This window comes from Microbacterium sp. P5_E9 (assembly GCF_054049175.1).
The window spans coordinates 360090-374303 of record NZ_JBFUMV010000001.1 but is presented as its reverse complement, the minus strand read 5'-3'; the positions used below and the strand labels follow the sequence as shown (position 1 = coordinate 374303).

The window sequence follows — 14214 nt, the reverse complement described above, 5'->3', positions numbered from 1 at the left end:
AGCCTACTTCGCGGCCTTGGTCTCGACATCTCCGGACAGCGCGGCGATGAACGCCTCCTGGGGGACCTCGACGCGCCCGACCATCTTCATGCGCTTCTTGCCCTCCTTCTGCTTCTCGAGCAGCTTGCGCTTCCGGCTGATGTCGCCGCCGTAGCACTTCGCGAGCACGTCCTTGCGCATCGCGCGGATCGACTCGCGGGCGATGATGCGCGCGCCGATGGCGGCCTGGATCGGCACCTCGAACTGCTGGCGCGGGATCAGCTTCTTCAGGCGCTCGGTCATCAGCACGCCATAGGCGTACGCCTTGTCGCGGTGCACGATCGCGCTGAACGCGTCGACCGCCTCGCCCTGCAGCAGGATGTCGACCTTCACCAGGTCGGCCTCCTGGTGTCCGCTCGGCTCGTAGTCGAGCGAGGCGTAGCCGGCGGTCTTGGACTTGAGATGGTCGAAGAAGTCGAACACGATCTCGCCGAGCGGCATCGTGTAGCGGATCTCGACGCGATCCTCGCCGAGGTACTCCATGCCGAGGAGCGTTCCGCGGCGCGACTGGCAGAGCTCCATGATCGTGCCGACATAGTCTTTCGGCGCCAGGATCGCGGCCTTGACCATCGGCTCGGTGACGCTCGCGATCTTGGTGCCGGAGGGGAACTCGCTCGGGTTGGTGACGACGAAGGTCTTCTTGTCGTCGGTCGTGACCTCGTAGGTCACGGATGGCGCGGTCGAGATGAGGTCGAGGCCGAACTCGCGCTCGAGGCGCTCGGTGACGATCTCGAGGTGCAGCAGCCCGAGGAAGCCGCAGCGGAAGCCGAAGCCGAGCGCGACCGAGGTCTCCGGCTCGTAGTTGAGCGAGGCATCCGACAGCTTCAGCTTGTCGAGCGCTTCGCGCAGCAGCGGATAGTCGCTGCCGTCGATCGGGTACAGGCCGGAGAAGACCATCGGCTTCGGGTCGGTGTACCCGGGCAGGGCCTCTTTCGAGGGCTTGGCGGCGTTGGTGACGGTGTCGCCGACCTTCGACTGGCGCACATCCTTCACGCCGGTGATCAGGTAGCCCACCTCGCCGACGCCGAGACCCTTGCTCGGGATCGGCTCCGGCGACGATACGCCGATCTCGAGAAGCTCGTGGATCGCGCGGGTCGACATCATCTGGATGCGCTCGCGCGGGTTCAGGGTGCCGTCGATCATGCGGACGTAGGTGATGACACCGCGGTAGGAGTCGTAGACCGAGTCGAAGATCATGGCGCGAGACGGCGCGTTCGGATCGCCCTTCGGCGCGGGAATCTGCTGCACGACGTGCTCGAGCAGCTCCTCGACGCCCATCCCGGTCTTGCCGCTCACCCGCAGCACATCCTCCGGCTTGCCGCCGATGAGGCTGGCCAGCTCCTTCGCGTATTTGTCCGGGTCGGCGGCCGGCAGATCGATCTTGTTGAGAACCGGAATGATCTGCAGGTCGTTCTCGAGCGCCAGGTAGAGGTTCGCGAGCGTCTGCGCCTCGATCCCCTGCGCGGCATCAACCAGCAGGATCGCGCCCTCGCACGCGGCGAGGGAACGGCTGACCTCATAGGTGAAGTCGACGTGTCCGGGGGTGTCGATCATGTTCAGCGCGTAGGTCTGCCCGTCGACCTCCCACGGCATGCGCACGGCCTGGCTCTTGATCGTGATGCCGCGCTCGCGCTCGATGTCCATGCGATCGAGGTACTGCGCACGCATGTCGCGGTCGGAGACCACGCCGGTGATCTGCAGCATGCGGTCGGCGAGCGTCGACTTGCCGTGATCGATGTGAGCGATGATGCAGAAGTTGCGGATCAGCTCAGGCGGCGTCGCGGACGGCTGGAGGGGCTTCGGGGCGCGGGGTGACATGTCCCATCGATTCTACGGTGGCACGCCTGATCAGACGGTGCGGGCTGCGCTCAGCCTGCACATCTGGGCCGGCTCCACCGTCTCAGCCCTTGCGCAGCACCGACCACGAAGGCAGCTGTGTGCCCTCCTCGAGGTGAGCACTCACACGACGATAAACGACGCGATTGCGAAGCTCGCGGTCATTGGCCGCCTCGGTCGCTGCATGCAGGTCGGACATGCGCTGCGGATCGCGCATCGTGTTCGAGGCGTGCCAGCGATAGGCGAACAGCACCTCGTCGACGAAACGGAGGCGGTATCGGCAGGCGAGGCGGAAGTTCAGATCCCAGTCCTCGAGCATCCCCGACCGCCAGCCGCCGACTCTCTCGACTGCGGCCCGCCGAAAGAGCTTGCCGTTCGGGATGTAGTGCGCCCGGTAGAGGGTGCCCGCCTTCCCGAACAGTTCGGCTTCGAACACCCCCGCCCGATTCAGGGTCTTGAAATGGTCGACCCAGGTCCCGTGACTCGCCGTGGACTCTTCGGTCCGTACCTCGAAGTGCGGGTGCCAGGATATCCGTCGACCGGAGTCGTCGATGAGGATGCTGTCCCCGACCGCAAGCGCAGCGCGTCGATCGGAATTCAGCACCGCGACGAGTGTGGCGATCGCGTGAGGTTCGGCGCGGTCGTCCGACGCGTTGAGGAACAGGTAGCGACCGCGCGCATGCTGAAGCAGATCGTTCAGTGTCGCCGCGGTGCCGCGGTTGACCGGACTGGGGCGGAACACGATGCGATCGAACGCTCCGCCCCGTTCGCGGAGGAACGAATGGATCTCGTCGGCGGTGCCGTCGGAGGATGCGTCGTCGCCGATGATCAGTTCGAGCGGACGGTGGGTCTGGGCGGCCAACGCCTCGAGACACTCGCGGACGTACCCGGCGTGGTTGTAGGCGGGCACCAGCGCCGAGACGAGCTCAGGCGACGCCACGGAGCACCTCGGCGACGCGCTCGACCTGCCCGTCCGTCAGCGCCGGCTGCAGCGGGATGCTCAGCACCTCGGCGGCGAGCCGCTCCGCGGTCGGGAGGGGCCGATGCGCGAGACCCCGGTACGCGGGCTGGCGGTGCGGCGGCGTCGGGTAGTGGATCGCCGTCCCCACCCCGGCGGCTTCGAGGGCAGCCTGCACGCGGTCCCGCTCGGGCGTGCGGACGACGAAGAGGTGGAACACGTGGTCGCCCGCTCCGGGGTCAGGCAGGACCAGCCCGGTCTCCCCCAGGAGCTCGACGTAGCGTGCGGCGATGGCGCGGCGGCGGTGATTCTCCTCGTCAAGGCGCGGCAGCTTGACGTTCAGCACGGCGGCCTGGAGCTCGTCGAGGCGCGAGTTGACCCCGGCGAGCGCGTGGACGTTCTTCTGCGCCGAGCCGTAGTTGCGCAGCATCCGGATCTTCTCGGCCAAGGCGTCGTCGTCGGTGGTCACGGCGCCGCCGTCGCCGAGGCATCCGAGATTCTTCGTCGGGTAGAACGAGAACCCGGCGGCGTCGCCCCACGCCCCCGCTCGTCGACCGCTGCGCTCTGCACCGTGCGCCTGCGCGGCGTCCTCGATGAGTCGAAGGCCGTGCCGGCGCGCGATGGCCGAAAGGGCGTCCATGTCGCACAGGCGGCCGTAGAGGTGGACGGCGATGATGGCGCGGGTCCGCGGGGTGATGAGGGCTTCGATCGTCGCGGGGTCGAGCAGCATCGTCCCCGGGTCGGGATCGGCGAACACCGGAGTGCAGCCGTTGGCTGTGACGGCGAGCACGGTCGCGATGAAGGTGTTGGCGGGCACGATCACCTCATCACCCGGACCCAGCTCGAGGGCACGGAGGATCAGCGACAGGGCATCCAGGCCGTTGCCGACCCCGACGGCGTTGCGGGTGCCGCAGAATCCCGCGAACGCCGTCTCGAACGCGGTGGTCTGCGGGCCGAGGATGGTGAGTCCGGAGTCCAGGACAGCGGTGATGGCCTCGTCGATCGCCGGGCGATGCCGGTCATTGACCGCACGCAGGTCGTAGAACGGGATGGTCATGCTCGACCGGCGCGGAGGCTGTCGAGCGAGGTGATCGTGTGGTCGGCGGCGTACTCGGTGTCGGCGAGGACGAGGAGCACGCAGTCCACCGTGAACTCAGACAGCTCCAACCAGGTCAGCGGCGGAACGAGCAGCGAGTGATCCGGGCGGTCCAGCGTGACCGCGTGGACACCCGTCGGCCCGTCGAGGGTCGCGCGGCACGACCCGGCGACGCTGATGAGCAGTTCGGTCGTGCGGGAACTCGCGTGGCCCGCGCGCGGCAGCCCCGCGGTATTGCCGAAGATCCAGAACACGCGCCGGATCTCGAACGGAACGTTCTCGCCGGCGGTGACGGCGACCAGGTGTCCCCGGGCATCGCTGTGGCGGTCGAGCCGGTCGACCAGGCTCATGCCGGTGCGCTGTCGACGGTGCGCGGCCGGGCGGGATGCCCGTAGTAGCGGGTGTCCGGTGCGGCATCCTTCAGGAGCAGGCTGCCGATCCCGACGAAAGCACCCTCGCCGATCGAGAGGTCGTTCGTCACCGTGGACGACATGGCGATGTAGGCGCCATCGCCGATCGTGCACCCGCCGCCGATCGTCGCCCCGACGCCGATGAAGGTGTGGTCGCCCAGTCGATGGTCGTGGCCGAGGTAGACCTTCTCCCTGAGGATGTTGTCGTCGCCCAGGACTCCCCCGAAGCCGATCGTCGAGAACGGGAACACGATGTTGTTCGCTCCCCACGCCTGCACGCCCTGGACCACGGCGCTCGGATGGACGTAGTTGGTGTGCCGGTAGCCGCGGTCGCGCATCGTCGCGACGTGGTCGCGGCGGAGCTGCCATCCCCCGAGTCCGCCGAGCACCGAAAGGCACTCGACGTCGTCCGGCGACAGGGTCGCGACGATCTGATCGTGCGGAATCAGCGGCACGCCGAGCAGCGCCGGCTCGGTGCAGTAACGGGGATCCGCTGTGAAGGCGCGCACGCGGTACCGGTCGTCGGCGTCGAGGAGGTGAAACACCATCCGCCCGAGCGGGCCGGTTCCGTTCACAACGATGTCGATCATGCGTCCGATCCTCGGGTGGGCCGTTGTTGCGCCCAGAATGCCAGCACGCGGTTACGGCGAGATTTCGCACGCGCGGAACCCCGCCGCGGTGATGCCGGGTTCGCCGTTCAGGCCCAGCTCGGAGCCGGCAGCCGACGCAGTCCCTCGAGGAGCGACTCCAGGTCGCTCGCCACGCACACGCGGATCCAGCCCTCGCCCGACGCGCCGAACGCCGAGCCGGGAGCGACCGCGACGCCGGCCTCGTCGAGGAACCGCTCGCACCACGCCATGACATCGCCTCCCGACGCGTGCGACACATCGATCCACAGGTAGAACGCGCCCGTCGGCGTGAGATACCGGATGCCGCGCCGGTCGAGTTCGGCCATCGCGGCGGCGAGGTTCTCGCGGTAGTGCCGGGCGGCGTGGGCGACGGCATCCTGACTCCCCGTCAGCGCGGTGACCGCGGCGCGCTGGGCCGGCGCATCGACGCAGCTGACGAGCGCCTCCTGCACGCGCAGCATCGTGGGGCGCCACCCCGGCGGGGTGACCAGCCAGCCGACGCGCGCGCCGGTCATCGCGTAGGTCTTCGAGGTCGAGAACACCGAGAGCACGCGCGCGCCGTCGATCGTCGCCGGACTCACGTGCGGGGCGCCCCAGGTGAAGCGCTCGTAGACCTCGTCGCTGATCACCCACAGATCGTGCCGGCGGGCGAGGTCCAACAGCGCCGTGAGCGTCACCAGGTCGAACGTCGAGCCGAGCGGGTTCGACGGGGTGTTGACGATGATCGCGCGGGTGCGCGCCGTGATGAGGGTCTCGAGCTCGGCGAGATCCGGCTGGAAGGCCCGCTCGGGGTGCAGCGCGTAAGGCACCGGCACCGCCTGCAGCAGATGGGCGTTCATCGTGAACGTGGTGTACCCGGGATCGGGCACCAGGACCTCGTCTCCGTGCGACAGCACGAGCGCCATCGCCATGTGCAGCGCCTGTGTCGCCCCCACCGTCACCCAGACCTGCTCGAGGTCGACCACGAGGCCGTTCTCGCGCGCGAGCTTGGCGACGATCGCCTCGCGCAGCGGACGGATGCCGCCGTTCGGCGTGTATCGCGTGTCACCCTCGCGCCACGCGGCGGCGGCTTCGTCGCGGACCGCCCGCGACACCACTTCGCCCGGCTCGCCCACGGCCAGGATGATCGTGTCCGGACGAGCCAGCGCCCGCTCGAGGATGTGTCGGACGCCCGAGCCGGGCATGGCTGCGATGTGGGCCGCGATCTGTGGCATGTGGCTCATGTTAGGGGCGCGTGCGAGCGGTTAGCCTGGGGCGATGGGGGTCCAGGTCGTTCTGGTGCACGGCATCCGGACGTCCGCGACGATGTGGCGGGCTCAGGTCGCGCACCTGACGGAGCGGGGCGACTCGGTCACCGCTGTCGACCTGCCTGGGCACGGTTCGCGCATGGACGAGGAGTTCACCCTCGAGGGCGCCTTTGCGACCATCGACGACGCGGCTCAGGATGCCGCGACCCGCGGCCCCGTTCTGCTCGTCGGTCACTCCATGGGTGGGCTGCTGTGCGTCGAGTACACCGGGCTTGAGGACTCGCCGCCCGTCGCCGGGCTCATCGCCGCGTCCTGCACGGCCATTCCGCGCGGACCGGCACTCAGCGCGTACCGCGCGATGGCACGCGGATTCGACTCGCTGCCCGACCGCGGCATGTGGCTCACGAACCGCATGCTCGATCGCATCCTGCCGGACGAGACCCGCGGCGACTTCGGCGCCGGTGGGTATGCCCTGGATGCCCAGGACATCGCGCTGCGGAGCCTGTCGGTCCTCGACCTGCTCGCGGCGCTGCGTCGCATCCAGGTGCCGCTGTGGTTCATCAACGGCCAGTGGGATCAGCTGCGGGTCAACGAGCGGCTCTTCCTGCGGGTGGCGCCGCACGCCGAGCTGATCGTCGTGCCGCGCACGACGCACCACGTCACTGTCATGCGACCACGGGTGTTCAACGCCATGCTCGATGTCGCGATCACGACCCTCGAGCGCTCAGACGACTGACGGCGCCGGCGTCCGCTTGCGGATCGCGAGCGTCATGAGCCCGCCCACGATGGAGAGCACCCCGCCGACGGCGAACATCAGCGGGAAGCCGCCCACGAGTGCGACGAGCCCGGCCCCGATGAGCGGTCCGAGCAGCTGCCCGAGGCTCGCGGAGACGTTGACGAAGCCGAGGTCGCGTGCGTGATCCTCGGGATACGGCAGCAGATCGGTGCCCAGCGCGAGTCCGACGGACATGTACGCGCCATAGCCGATGCCGAGGAGCGCCGCCCCGATCATCGTGGACTCGTACGTCGGGAAGAGCGCGATGAACACCGCGGCGAGCCCCTGCACGATCGCCGACCACACGACGATTCCGATCCGCTTGCCGGTGCGGTCGGAGACCGCGCCGGACACGATCGAGGACGCGACGACGAACACGGTGTAGATGACGATCAGGAGCAGGAGGTCGTCCTCGGCCGCCGCCGGATCGCGGTGCAGGCCGTAGAGCAGGAAGAACAGCAGGAGCCCGGTGCCCAGGGCGTTGCCGATGTTGACGATCAGCCGGCCGCCGAGCATCCACGCGAAGTCGCGGTCGCGCAGGGCGGCGAGCCGGGCCGAGAGGGCGCGCTGTTCGCGGGCGACCGCGGACTGGGCCGGTACGGGGGGATCCGGAAGGAGCAGCGCCGCACCGACTCCGACCACGGCGAGGAACCCGGCGAGCACGAGGTAGCCGGTGAGGGTGCCGAGCTCGAGCAGCACGATGACGCCGACGCCGACGATGATGCCGAGCGCCTGCGAGGAGGAGACGGCGGCCGACGCCGTGCCGCGCTGCGTCGTGAGCTGGTCCGCGATGAGCGCGGTGAAGGCAGCGGAGGCGACCGCGGTGCCCACCGACACGCCGATCCACGCGAGACCGACGCCCCACGGCCCCTCGGCGAACGAGATGGCCACGAGGGAGACGGTGCCGAGAGCCACGCCGACGATCGCCCAGGGGCGACGCCTGCCGAACGCGCCGCGGGTGCGGTCGGAGAGCCCGCCGGCCAGGGGGCCGGCGATGACGCCGGCCACGCCGCCCAGGGCGAGGACGAGCCCCGATGAGACGACGCCGGAGATCCATCCGTCAGCGTCATCCGGGGTGTTCAGCTGCAGCGGAATGAGCAGCTGCAGCGGCGTGAGCTGCACTGTCCACAGCGCCAGCCAGGCGAGGGTGAACAGCACGAACCATTTCGCCCCGACGCGTCCTGTGGTGGTGGTCACGCTCGTGCCTCCTCGATGAGAGTGCGGTACCAGTCGAACGACGCCTTGGGCGTGCGTTCTCCGGTGGTGTGGTCGACGTGGACGAGTCCGAATCGCTGGGTGAATCCCTCGGCCCACTCGAAGTTGTCCAGCAGCGACCACACGGTGTACTCCTCGACCGGCACGCCGCGCTCGCGCGCCCGTCCGACGGCCGCGATGTGACCGGCGAGGTAGGCGATGCGCTCGGCATCCACGAGCCGTTCCGTGACGGCGTCAGGTTCAGGGAAGGACGCGCCGTTCTCCGCGACGATGATCGGCGGCAGCTGCTCGCCGTAGCGCTCGTGGAAGTCCACCAGCACGTTCGTGAGCGACTCGGGGACGATCGGCCAGTCGGGCCCGAAGCCGGTGGTGGCCGCGCCGGGGGTCGGCACGATCTCGAACGGGATCGGGCTCTCCGGTGCGGCGGCGGCGGCGACCGTGGTCGGGTTGTAGAAGTTGAGGCCGTAGACATCCGTCGGCGAGGAGATGATCTCGAGATCCCCCGGCTCGACCGGCATCGGCGGCAGTCCGAACGACTCGAGGTCGGGATAGGCGCCGAGCAGCACCGGTTCGGCGAAGATCCGGTTGTGCAGGATGTCATAGACGGATGCCGCGGCCTGGTCCGCCTCGGACGCGGACGCGGGATGCACGTCGGTGTGGTTGTTGACGATCCCGATCGTCTCCGCGCCGCGTTCGCGCAGGGCCCTGGTGGCCAGGCCATGGGCGAGCAGCTGGTGGTGGGCGGTGGGCAGGGAGTCGAACAGGAGCTGCCGACGCGGGGCCAGCTCGCCGATCGCGTACCCCTGCAGCGATGTGGAGACGGGCTCGTTGATGGTGTACCAGTGCTTCACGCGATCGCCGAGAGCGTCGGCGACCAGCGCGGTGTAGTCGGCGAACCAGTAGGCGGTCTCGCGATTGAGCCATCCCCCGTTCTGCTCGAGCGGCGTGGGAAGGTCCCAGTGATAGAGCGTGGGGAACGGGGTCACGCCGGCGTCGAGCAGCGCATCCACGACCCGGTCGTAGTAGTCGATGCCCGCCGCATTCGCGGGTCCCGTGCCGGTCGGCTGCACGCGCACCCACGAGATCGAGAACCGGTACCGATCGACGCCGAGGCGCGCGAGCAGATCGACGTCTTCCTTGTAGCGGTGGAAGCTGTCCGGGCCCGGCTCGGCCGTGGCAGCGTCGCGCACGGCACCCGGGGTCTCGACGAAGTCGTCCCAGATCGAGCGGCCGCGGCCGCCTTCGCCGCGCGCGCCTTCGATCTGGAAGGCGGCGGTCGCTGCCGACCAGCGCAGGCCGCGCAGGGCTTCGTGGGGAACGTGATCGGACACGGCAGAGCTCCTTCGCTCTTGGAGACGCCTCGGGTTGACGCATCCGATCTTCCCTCATCCGGCAGCCCGGTCCGTACCACTGCGCACAGGCGGGGAGTCCCGGCTGAACCTGATAGACTCGGTGTTTGACTTGCGTGTGGGTTCTTCCCGCACGACCGCCGCACGACATCCCTCTCATGGCGTCCGGCACTTCCATCGAAAACCCCGAACGAAAGAACGTCGACACGTGGCGAACATCAAGTCGCAGATCAAGCGCAACAAGACCAACGACAAGGCGCACGAGCGCAACAAGGCAGTCAAGAGCGAGCTGAAGACCGCGGTGCGTCGCACCCGCGATGCCATCACCGCCGGCGACAAGGCCGCTGCCGAGAAGGCTCTGGTCACCGCGACCAAGAAGCTCGACAAGGCCGCGAGCAAGGGTGTCATCCACCAGAACCAGGCCGCCAACAAGAAGTCGTCGATCGCCAAGCAGGTCGCTGCTCTCTGAGCCGCACCGGTCGAAGCACAGAAGGCCCGTCCCCGTCAGGGGTGCGGGCCTTCTGGCATTCGCAGGGTGCCGCGCGCCGCCCTCGATACGGCGCTGCGCGCCTACTCAGGAACCGCCCTTCGATACGGCGCTGCGCGCCTACTCAGGAACCGTACGGCGCGCGGGTGGCGATGACGGTGACCAGCCGCTCGAGCGCGAACACGGAATCGCGCGAGGCGCCCTTGACCTCGGCATCCGCTCTCGCCGCAGCCTGGATCGACATGCCGAGCGTCGATTCGGTCCAGCCCGCGAGATCGCGGCGCGCCCGGTCGACCTGCCAGTCCTTCAGCCCCAGCCGGGCGGCCAGCGCCCCCGACGATTCGCGACTGCCCGCGACGCGCGCCATCGTGCGCAGCTTCGACGCGATCGCCGCGACCATCGGAACGGGGTCGGCGCCCGAGGCGAGGGCGTGCCGGAGCGACAGCAGCGCCTCGCCGTAGCGGCCGGCGATCGCCGTGTCGGCGACGGCGAACGCAGATGTCTCGACCCGGCCGCCGTAGTAGCGCTCGACGATCTGCTCGGTGATGTCGCCTGGCACGTCTGCGATGAGCTGCTGGCAGGCGCCGGCCAGTTCGGTGAGGTCGTCGCTGAACGCCGAGACCAGCGAGCGCAGCGCCGCCGGCGCGATCCGCTTCTTAGCGGTGCGGAACTCACCGGCCGCGAAGTCGAAGCGGTCGCCGTCGCGCTTGATCGCGGGACACGCGATCTCGACGCCTCCGCCCTCACCCGACCGGATCGCATCGAGGAGCTTCTTGCCCCGCACGGTCGCGCCGGTGTGCCGCAGCAGGACCGTCGCGCCTTCCTGCGGCATGGCGAGGTAGCTGATCGCCTCAGACAGGAAGGCGTCGGAGCACTTCTCGACGCCGGAGATCCGCACCAGGCGCGGCTCGCCGAACAGCGAAGGCGACGTCAGCCCGAGCAGCGTGCCGCCGACGTAGTCATCGGCACGGATGTCGGAGACCTCGAGGCTCGGGTCTTCGGCGCGAAGGTAGTCGCGCAGGACGCTCGTCGCACGCTCGGCGCACACCTCTTCTGGGCCGGAGATGAGGACGATCGGGGCCGGCTGCGGATCACGCCAGGAGAGCTGCGGGATGGCGCTCTTCGCGCGCGACGCGGCGGGTCGTCGTGCGGGGGCAGCCATGTGCCCAGCCTACCCAGCGCCCCTGACATCGCCGGCCCGTTCTCGCCAGACCGCGACGCCGTCCGGGGTGGACCAGAGCGCGACGATGCCGAACTGGTCGGTGCGGGCGATCGCGACGCCGGCGGCCTCGAGGAACGCAATGGTCTCGGGGCGGGGATGGCCGTAGTCGTTGTCCGCGCCGACGCTGATCAGCGCGACGGTCGGCGACAGGAGCCGATACAGTTCGGGGTCCTGATCGGCACTGCCGTGGTGTGCCACCTTCACGACGTCGACCTGGCGTGCGAGTGCGCCCGCGACGATCGCGCGCTGCGGTGCGGCGGAGAGGTCCGCGAGGAAGACGGATGCCGGCACCCCTCCCCCGGTGAACTCCACGACGACGCCCGCATCGTTGCCGCCGGGGAATCCCCTGCTCTCCCCCACCGGCCAGATCACCCGCCACGCTGCGCCGCCGAGTCGGCCGTGCAATCCGGAGCGACCGTCCGTCAGCGTCGCGCCACCGCGCTCCAGCGCCGCCAGCACGGCGCGGTCGGCGTCGGTGACCGGCGGACCGTGCACGACGGTGTCGACGTGACCGATGACGGCGTCGAGGCCGCCGCGGTGGTCCGCGTCGTAGTGCGTGAGCACGAGCAGGTCGATGCGGGCGATGGCCGTCTTGTCGAGGCAGGCCGCGAGCCGCGCCGGCTCGGGACCCGTGTCGATGAGCGCGACGTGACCGGCCGAGCGCACCAGCACGGCGTCGCCCTGGCCGATGTCGCATGCGAGGATCGCCCACTGGCCTGGCACGGTGAGCACCGCTGACGCGGTCGTGAGAACGGTGGTGCCGACCGAGACGCCCGCGGTGGCTGCGACCAGGAGCACCGAGGCGAATCGGAGCGCGCGCGGCCACCCACGAGCGCGCGCCCGGACGAGGACCACGATCCCGACCGCGAAGCCGCAGGCGGCGAGGACCGCGGCACCCCACCATCCCTCCAGCCAAGGCAGCTGTCCGCCGGGGAGGCCGCTGAACAGGCGTGCCGTGGCGGCGATCCAGGATGCCGGCACCCAGGCGATCGCGGCCAGTCCCGACTGCAGCCACGGCAGGGGCTGGGCGAGGCACGCCGCGAGGCCGACGAGGGTCGCCGCAGGCGCTGCCGGCGCGGCCAGGAGGTTCGCAATGACCCCGTAGACGGGCACCGAGGGTGCGATGAGCACCAGGAGCGGGCCGCAGGCCAGCTGCGCGGCCAGCGGCACCGCCAGCGCCAGCGCCAGGGCGCGGGGCATCCAGCGCGCGAGCCCCACCGCGAGCGGCCTCGCCGCGACGAGCAGCGCGGCCGTCGCAGCCGCGGAGAGCGCGAAGCCGAGGGACGTCGACAGCCAGGGGTCGGCGATCATCAGGAGCGCGACGGCGAGCGAGAGCACGGACATGCCCACGGCGGGGCGGCCCAGGAGCACCGCGAGCATCGCCGCACCCGCCATCGCGGCGGCGCGGACGACGCTCGGCTCGGGGGTGACGAGCACGACGAAACCGGCCAGCGCGGCAACGCCGCACCCGACGCGCACGCGGCGACCGAGACCGGCGAGCGCGGCCGCACCGAAGGCGATGCCCACCACGAGTGCGCAGTTCGCGCCGGACACGGCGGTCAGATGCGACAGCGACGACCGCTTCATCGCGGTGTCGAGCTCGGGGCCGACCCGGGAGGTGTCGCCGACGGCGAGACCCGGCACGAGGCCGGCGCCCGGTTGGGGAAGACCGACGGTGGCGCCGAGCAGTCCGCGCCGCAGGCCCGAGGCGACGGCGGCGGCCCCCGATGCGGGCGCGACGACCTCCAGGCTGCGCGCCGCGACGACCAGCACGGCCCGATCGCCCGGCTGGGCCGGGTAGGTTGTGCCGTTCACGAGCACCGTGGAGCCGACCTCCAGCGCGGCGAGCCGGTCGACGTCGCCGGGGCGGATGCGCACGACCACTTCGACGTGCACGTCGGTGGCCACCGGGCCCGCGGCGATCCGCGTCGCGAGCGCGTCGAAGGCGAGTTCACCGGTGGCGCGGCGCTCGACCTTTCCGACGACGTCCGCGGTGATGGCGACGGCACGGCCGCCGTCGAGGGCCATCGCGTCGAGAGCCGACCGGGAGGGCTGGGCAAGGGCGACGTGGGATGCCGCGGCCGCGGCGGCGGCGAGGGTCAGCACCGCGATGATCCCGATGCGAGTGCGCGGACGGCGCAGGGCGAGCACGCCGACACCCGCGAGGGCGATCGCCCAGCAGCTCCAGGCCACGGCAGGGGCGATTCCGGGTGTCAGCGTGGTCGCCGCGGCCACCGCCCACGCGGCGGCCGCGACCGGAACCAGCCGGAATCGAGCGGCGCGGCGGATCACACCGTGACCAGCGCTCGCAGCGACTCGAGCATCTTGTCGCCGAACCCCGGCACGGCCAGGAGGTCCTCCACCGTCGTGAACCGACCGTTCGCCTCGCGCCATTCGATGATCCGGGCGGCGAGCGCCGGGCCGATCCGGGGCAGGGTGTCGAGCGCCGCTTCATCGGCGGTGTTGAGGTTGACCCGGCCGTCCCCTGCCGCCGCCTGCTGTTCCGCGGGTGCGGCGCCGATCACCGGCACGACCAGCTGCTCGCCATCGCTCAGCGGTCGCGCGAGATTCACCGCCTCGTCGTCGGCATCGTCCCGGAAGCCCTCGGCCGCGGCGATCGCATCGAGGACACGGGCCCCCGCGTCCAGGATGTAGAGCCCTGGTGCGTTGACCGCCCCGGAGACGTGCACGTACAGGACCGCCGCGGCCACGGCGTCGCCGGACCCGGCATCCGAGGCCGCGGGATCGATGGCGACGACATCCACCGGCGCGGCGGCACCGCGCAGGATCCCGATGCCGACGGTGATCGCGAGCGCAGCCAGGACGACCACGATCGCGGCGCCGACGCCGAACCGCCTGCGGTCGCTGGGAGAGTCGTCGACCGGGGCCACCCGCCCACGCTAGGAGCGTGGGCGGCGCGGACTGCGGTCACGTCACGTCACTCGTGGACC

General features: G+C 70.4%; 13 protein-coding genes. 2 read left to right on the top strand and 11 right to left on the bottom strand.

Annotation, left to right across the window (positions count from 1 at the left end; translation table 11 throughout):
• Positions 1-3: 3 nt before the first annotated feature.
• The 6 genes from lepA to ACXJ3V_RS01870 form a co-directional block, all read right to left on the bottom strand.
• Entirely contained in the window at positions 4-1857 is a 1854-nt protein-coding gene (gene lepA, locus ACXJ3V_RS01895) for a translation elongation factor 4 (protein ID WP_457098559.1), read from the bottom strand.
• A gap of 82 nt (positions 1858-1939) precedes the next feature.
• Positions 1940-2815 carry a glycosyltransferase family 2 protein gene (locus tag ACXJ3V_RS01890; protein ID WP_457098558.1) on the bottom strand — a complete coding sequence of 292 codons (876 nt, stop codon included), beginning with the start codon at positions 2813-2815 and terminating at the stop codon, positions 1940-1942.
• On the bottom strand, positions 2802-3890 hold the full coding sequence (locus tag ACXJ3V_RS01885) for a DegT/DnrJ/EryC1/StrS family aminotransferase (RefSeq protein WP_457098557.1): 1089 nt from the start codon (positions 3888-3890) through the stop codon (positions 2802-2804). The genes ACXJ3V_RS01890 and ACXJ3V_RS01885 overlap by 14 nt, the downstream gene beginning before the upstream one ends.
• Entirely contained in the window at positions 3887-4279 is a 393-nt protein-coding gene (locus ACXJ3V_RS01880) for a sugar 3,4-ketoisomerase (protein WP_457098556.1), read from the bottom strand. The genes ACXJ3V_RS01885 and ACXJ3V_RS01880 overlap by 4 nt, the downstream gene beginning before the upstream one ends.
• Positions 4276-4929 carry a hypothetical protein gene (locus ACXJ3V_RS01875; protein WP_457098555.1) on the bottom strand — a complete coding sequence of 218 codons (654 nt, stop codon included), beginning with the start codon at positions 4927-4929 and terminating at the stop codon, positions 4276-4278. The genes ACXJ3V_RS01880 and ACXJ3V_RS01875 overlap by 4 nt, the downstream gene beginning before the upstream one ends.
• Positions 4930-5036: 107 nt before the next feature.
• The gene (locus ACXJ3V_RS01870) at positions 5037-6182 is read right to left on the bottom strand and encodes a pyridoxal phosphate-dependent aminotransferase (RefSeq protein ID WP_457098554.1); all 1146 of its coding nucleotides are present in this window, start codon (positions 6180-6182) and stop codon (positions 5037-5039) included.
• 43 nt (positions 6183-6225) lie between these two features.
• Here ACXJ3V_RS01870 and ACXJ3V_RS01865 point away from each other — a divergent pair, with 43 nt between their 5' ends.
• Positions 6226-6951 (top strand): alpha/beta fold hydrolase, encoded by a 726-nt coding sequence (locus ACXJ3V_RS01865; protein ID WP_457098553.1) that lies wholly within the window; start codon positions 6226-6228, stop codon positions 6949-6951.
• Here ACXJ3V_RS01865 and ACXJ3V_RS01860 read toward each other — a convergent pair.
• A complete protein-coding gene (locus ACXJ3V_RS01860; protein WP_457098552.1) occupies positions 6940-8187 on the bottom strand; it encodes an MFS transporter in 1248 nt (415 codons plus the stop codon). The genes ACXJ3V_RS01865 and ACXJ3V_RS01860 overlap by 12 nt on opposite strands.
• Complete coding sequence (locus ACXJ3V_RS01855; protein WP_457098551.1) at positions 8184-9536, bottom strand: GH1 family beta-glucosidase; 1353 nt, start codon at positions 9534-9536, stop codon at positions 8184-8186. The genes ACXJ3V_RS01860 and ACXJ3V_RS01855 overlap by 4 nt, the downstream gene beginning before the upstream one ends.
• A gap of 226 nt (positions 9537-9762) precedes the next feature.
• Here ACXJ3V_RS01855 and rpsT point away from each other — a divergent pair, with 226 nt between their 5' ends.
• Positions 9763-10023: a 30S ribosomal protein S20 gene (rpsT, locus tag ACXJ3V_RS01850; protein WP_457098550.1), complete on the top strand. Its 261-nt coding sequence runs from the start codon at positions 9763-9765 to the stop codon at positions 10021-10023.
• A 142-nt stretch (positions 10024-10165) separates the two neighbouring features.
• On the opposite strand, the gene holA is transcribed toward rpsT, so the two are convergent.
• From holA to ACXJ3V_RS01835, 3 genes are read right to left on the bottom strand one after another with little or no spacing between them, the layout of a single operon-like run.
• Positions 10166-11203, bottom strand: a complete 1038-nt coding sequence (gene holA, locus ACXJ3V_RS01845; RefSeq protein WP_457098549.1) for a DNA polymerase III subunit delta — start codon at positions 11201-11203, stop codon at positions 10166-10168.
• A gap of 9 nt (positions 11204-11212) precedes the next feature.
• Positions 11213-13555, bottom strand: coding sequence for a ComEC/Rec2 family competence protein (locus ACXJ3V_RS01840; protein WP_457098548.1), 2343 nt, complete (start codon positions 13553-13555; stop codon positions 11213-11215).
• Entirely contained in the window at positions 13552-14154 is a 603-nt protein-coding gene (locus ACXJ3V_RS01835) for a helix-hairpin-helix domain-containing protein (protein ID WP_457098547.1), read from the bottom strand. The genes ACXJ3V_RS01840 and ACXJ3V_RS01835 overlap by 4 nt, the downstream gene beginning before the upstream one ends.
• Between the last annotated feature and the right edge of the window lie 60 nt (positions 14155-14214).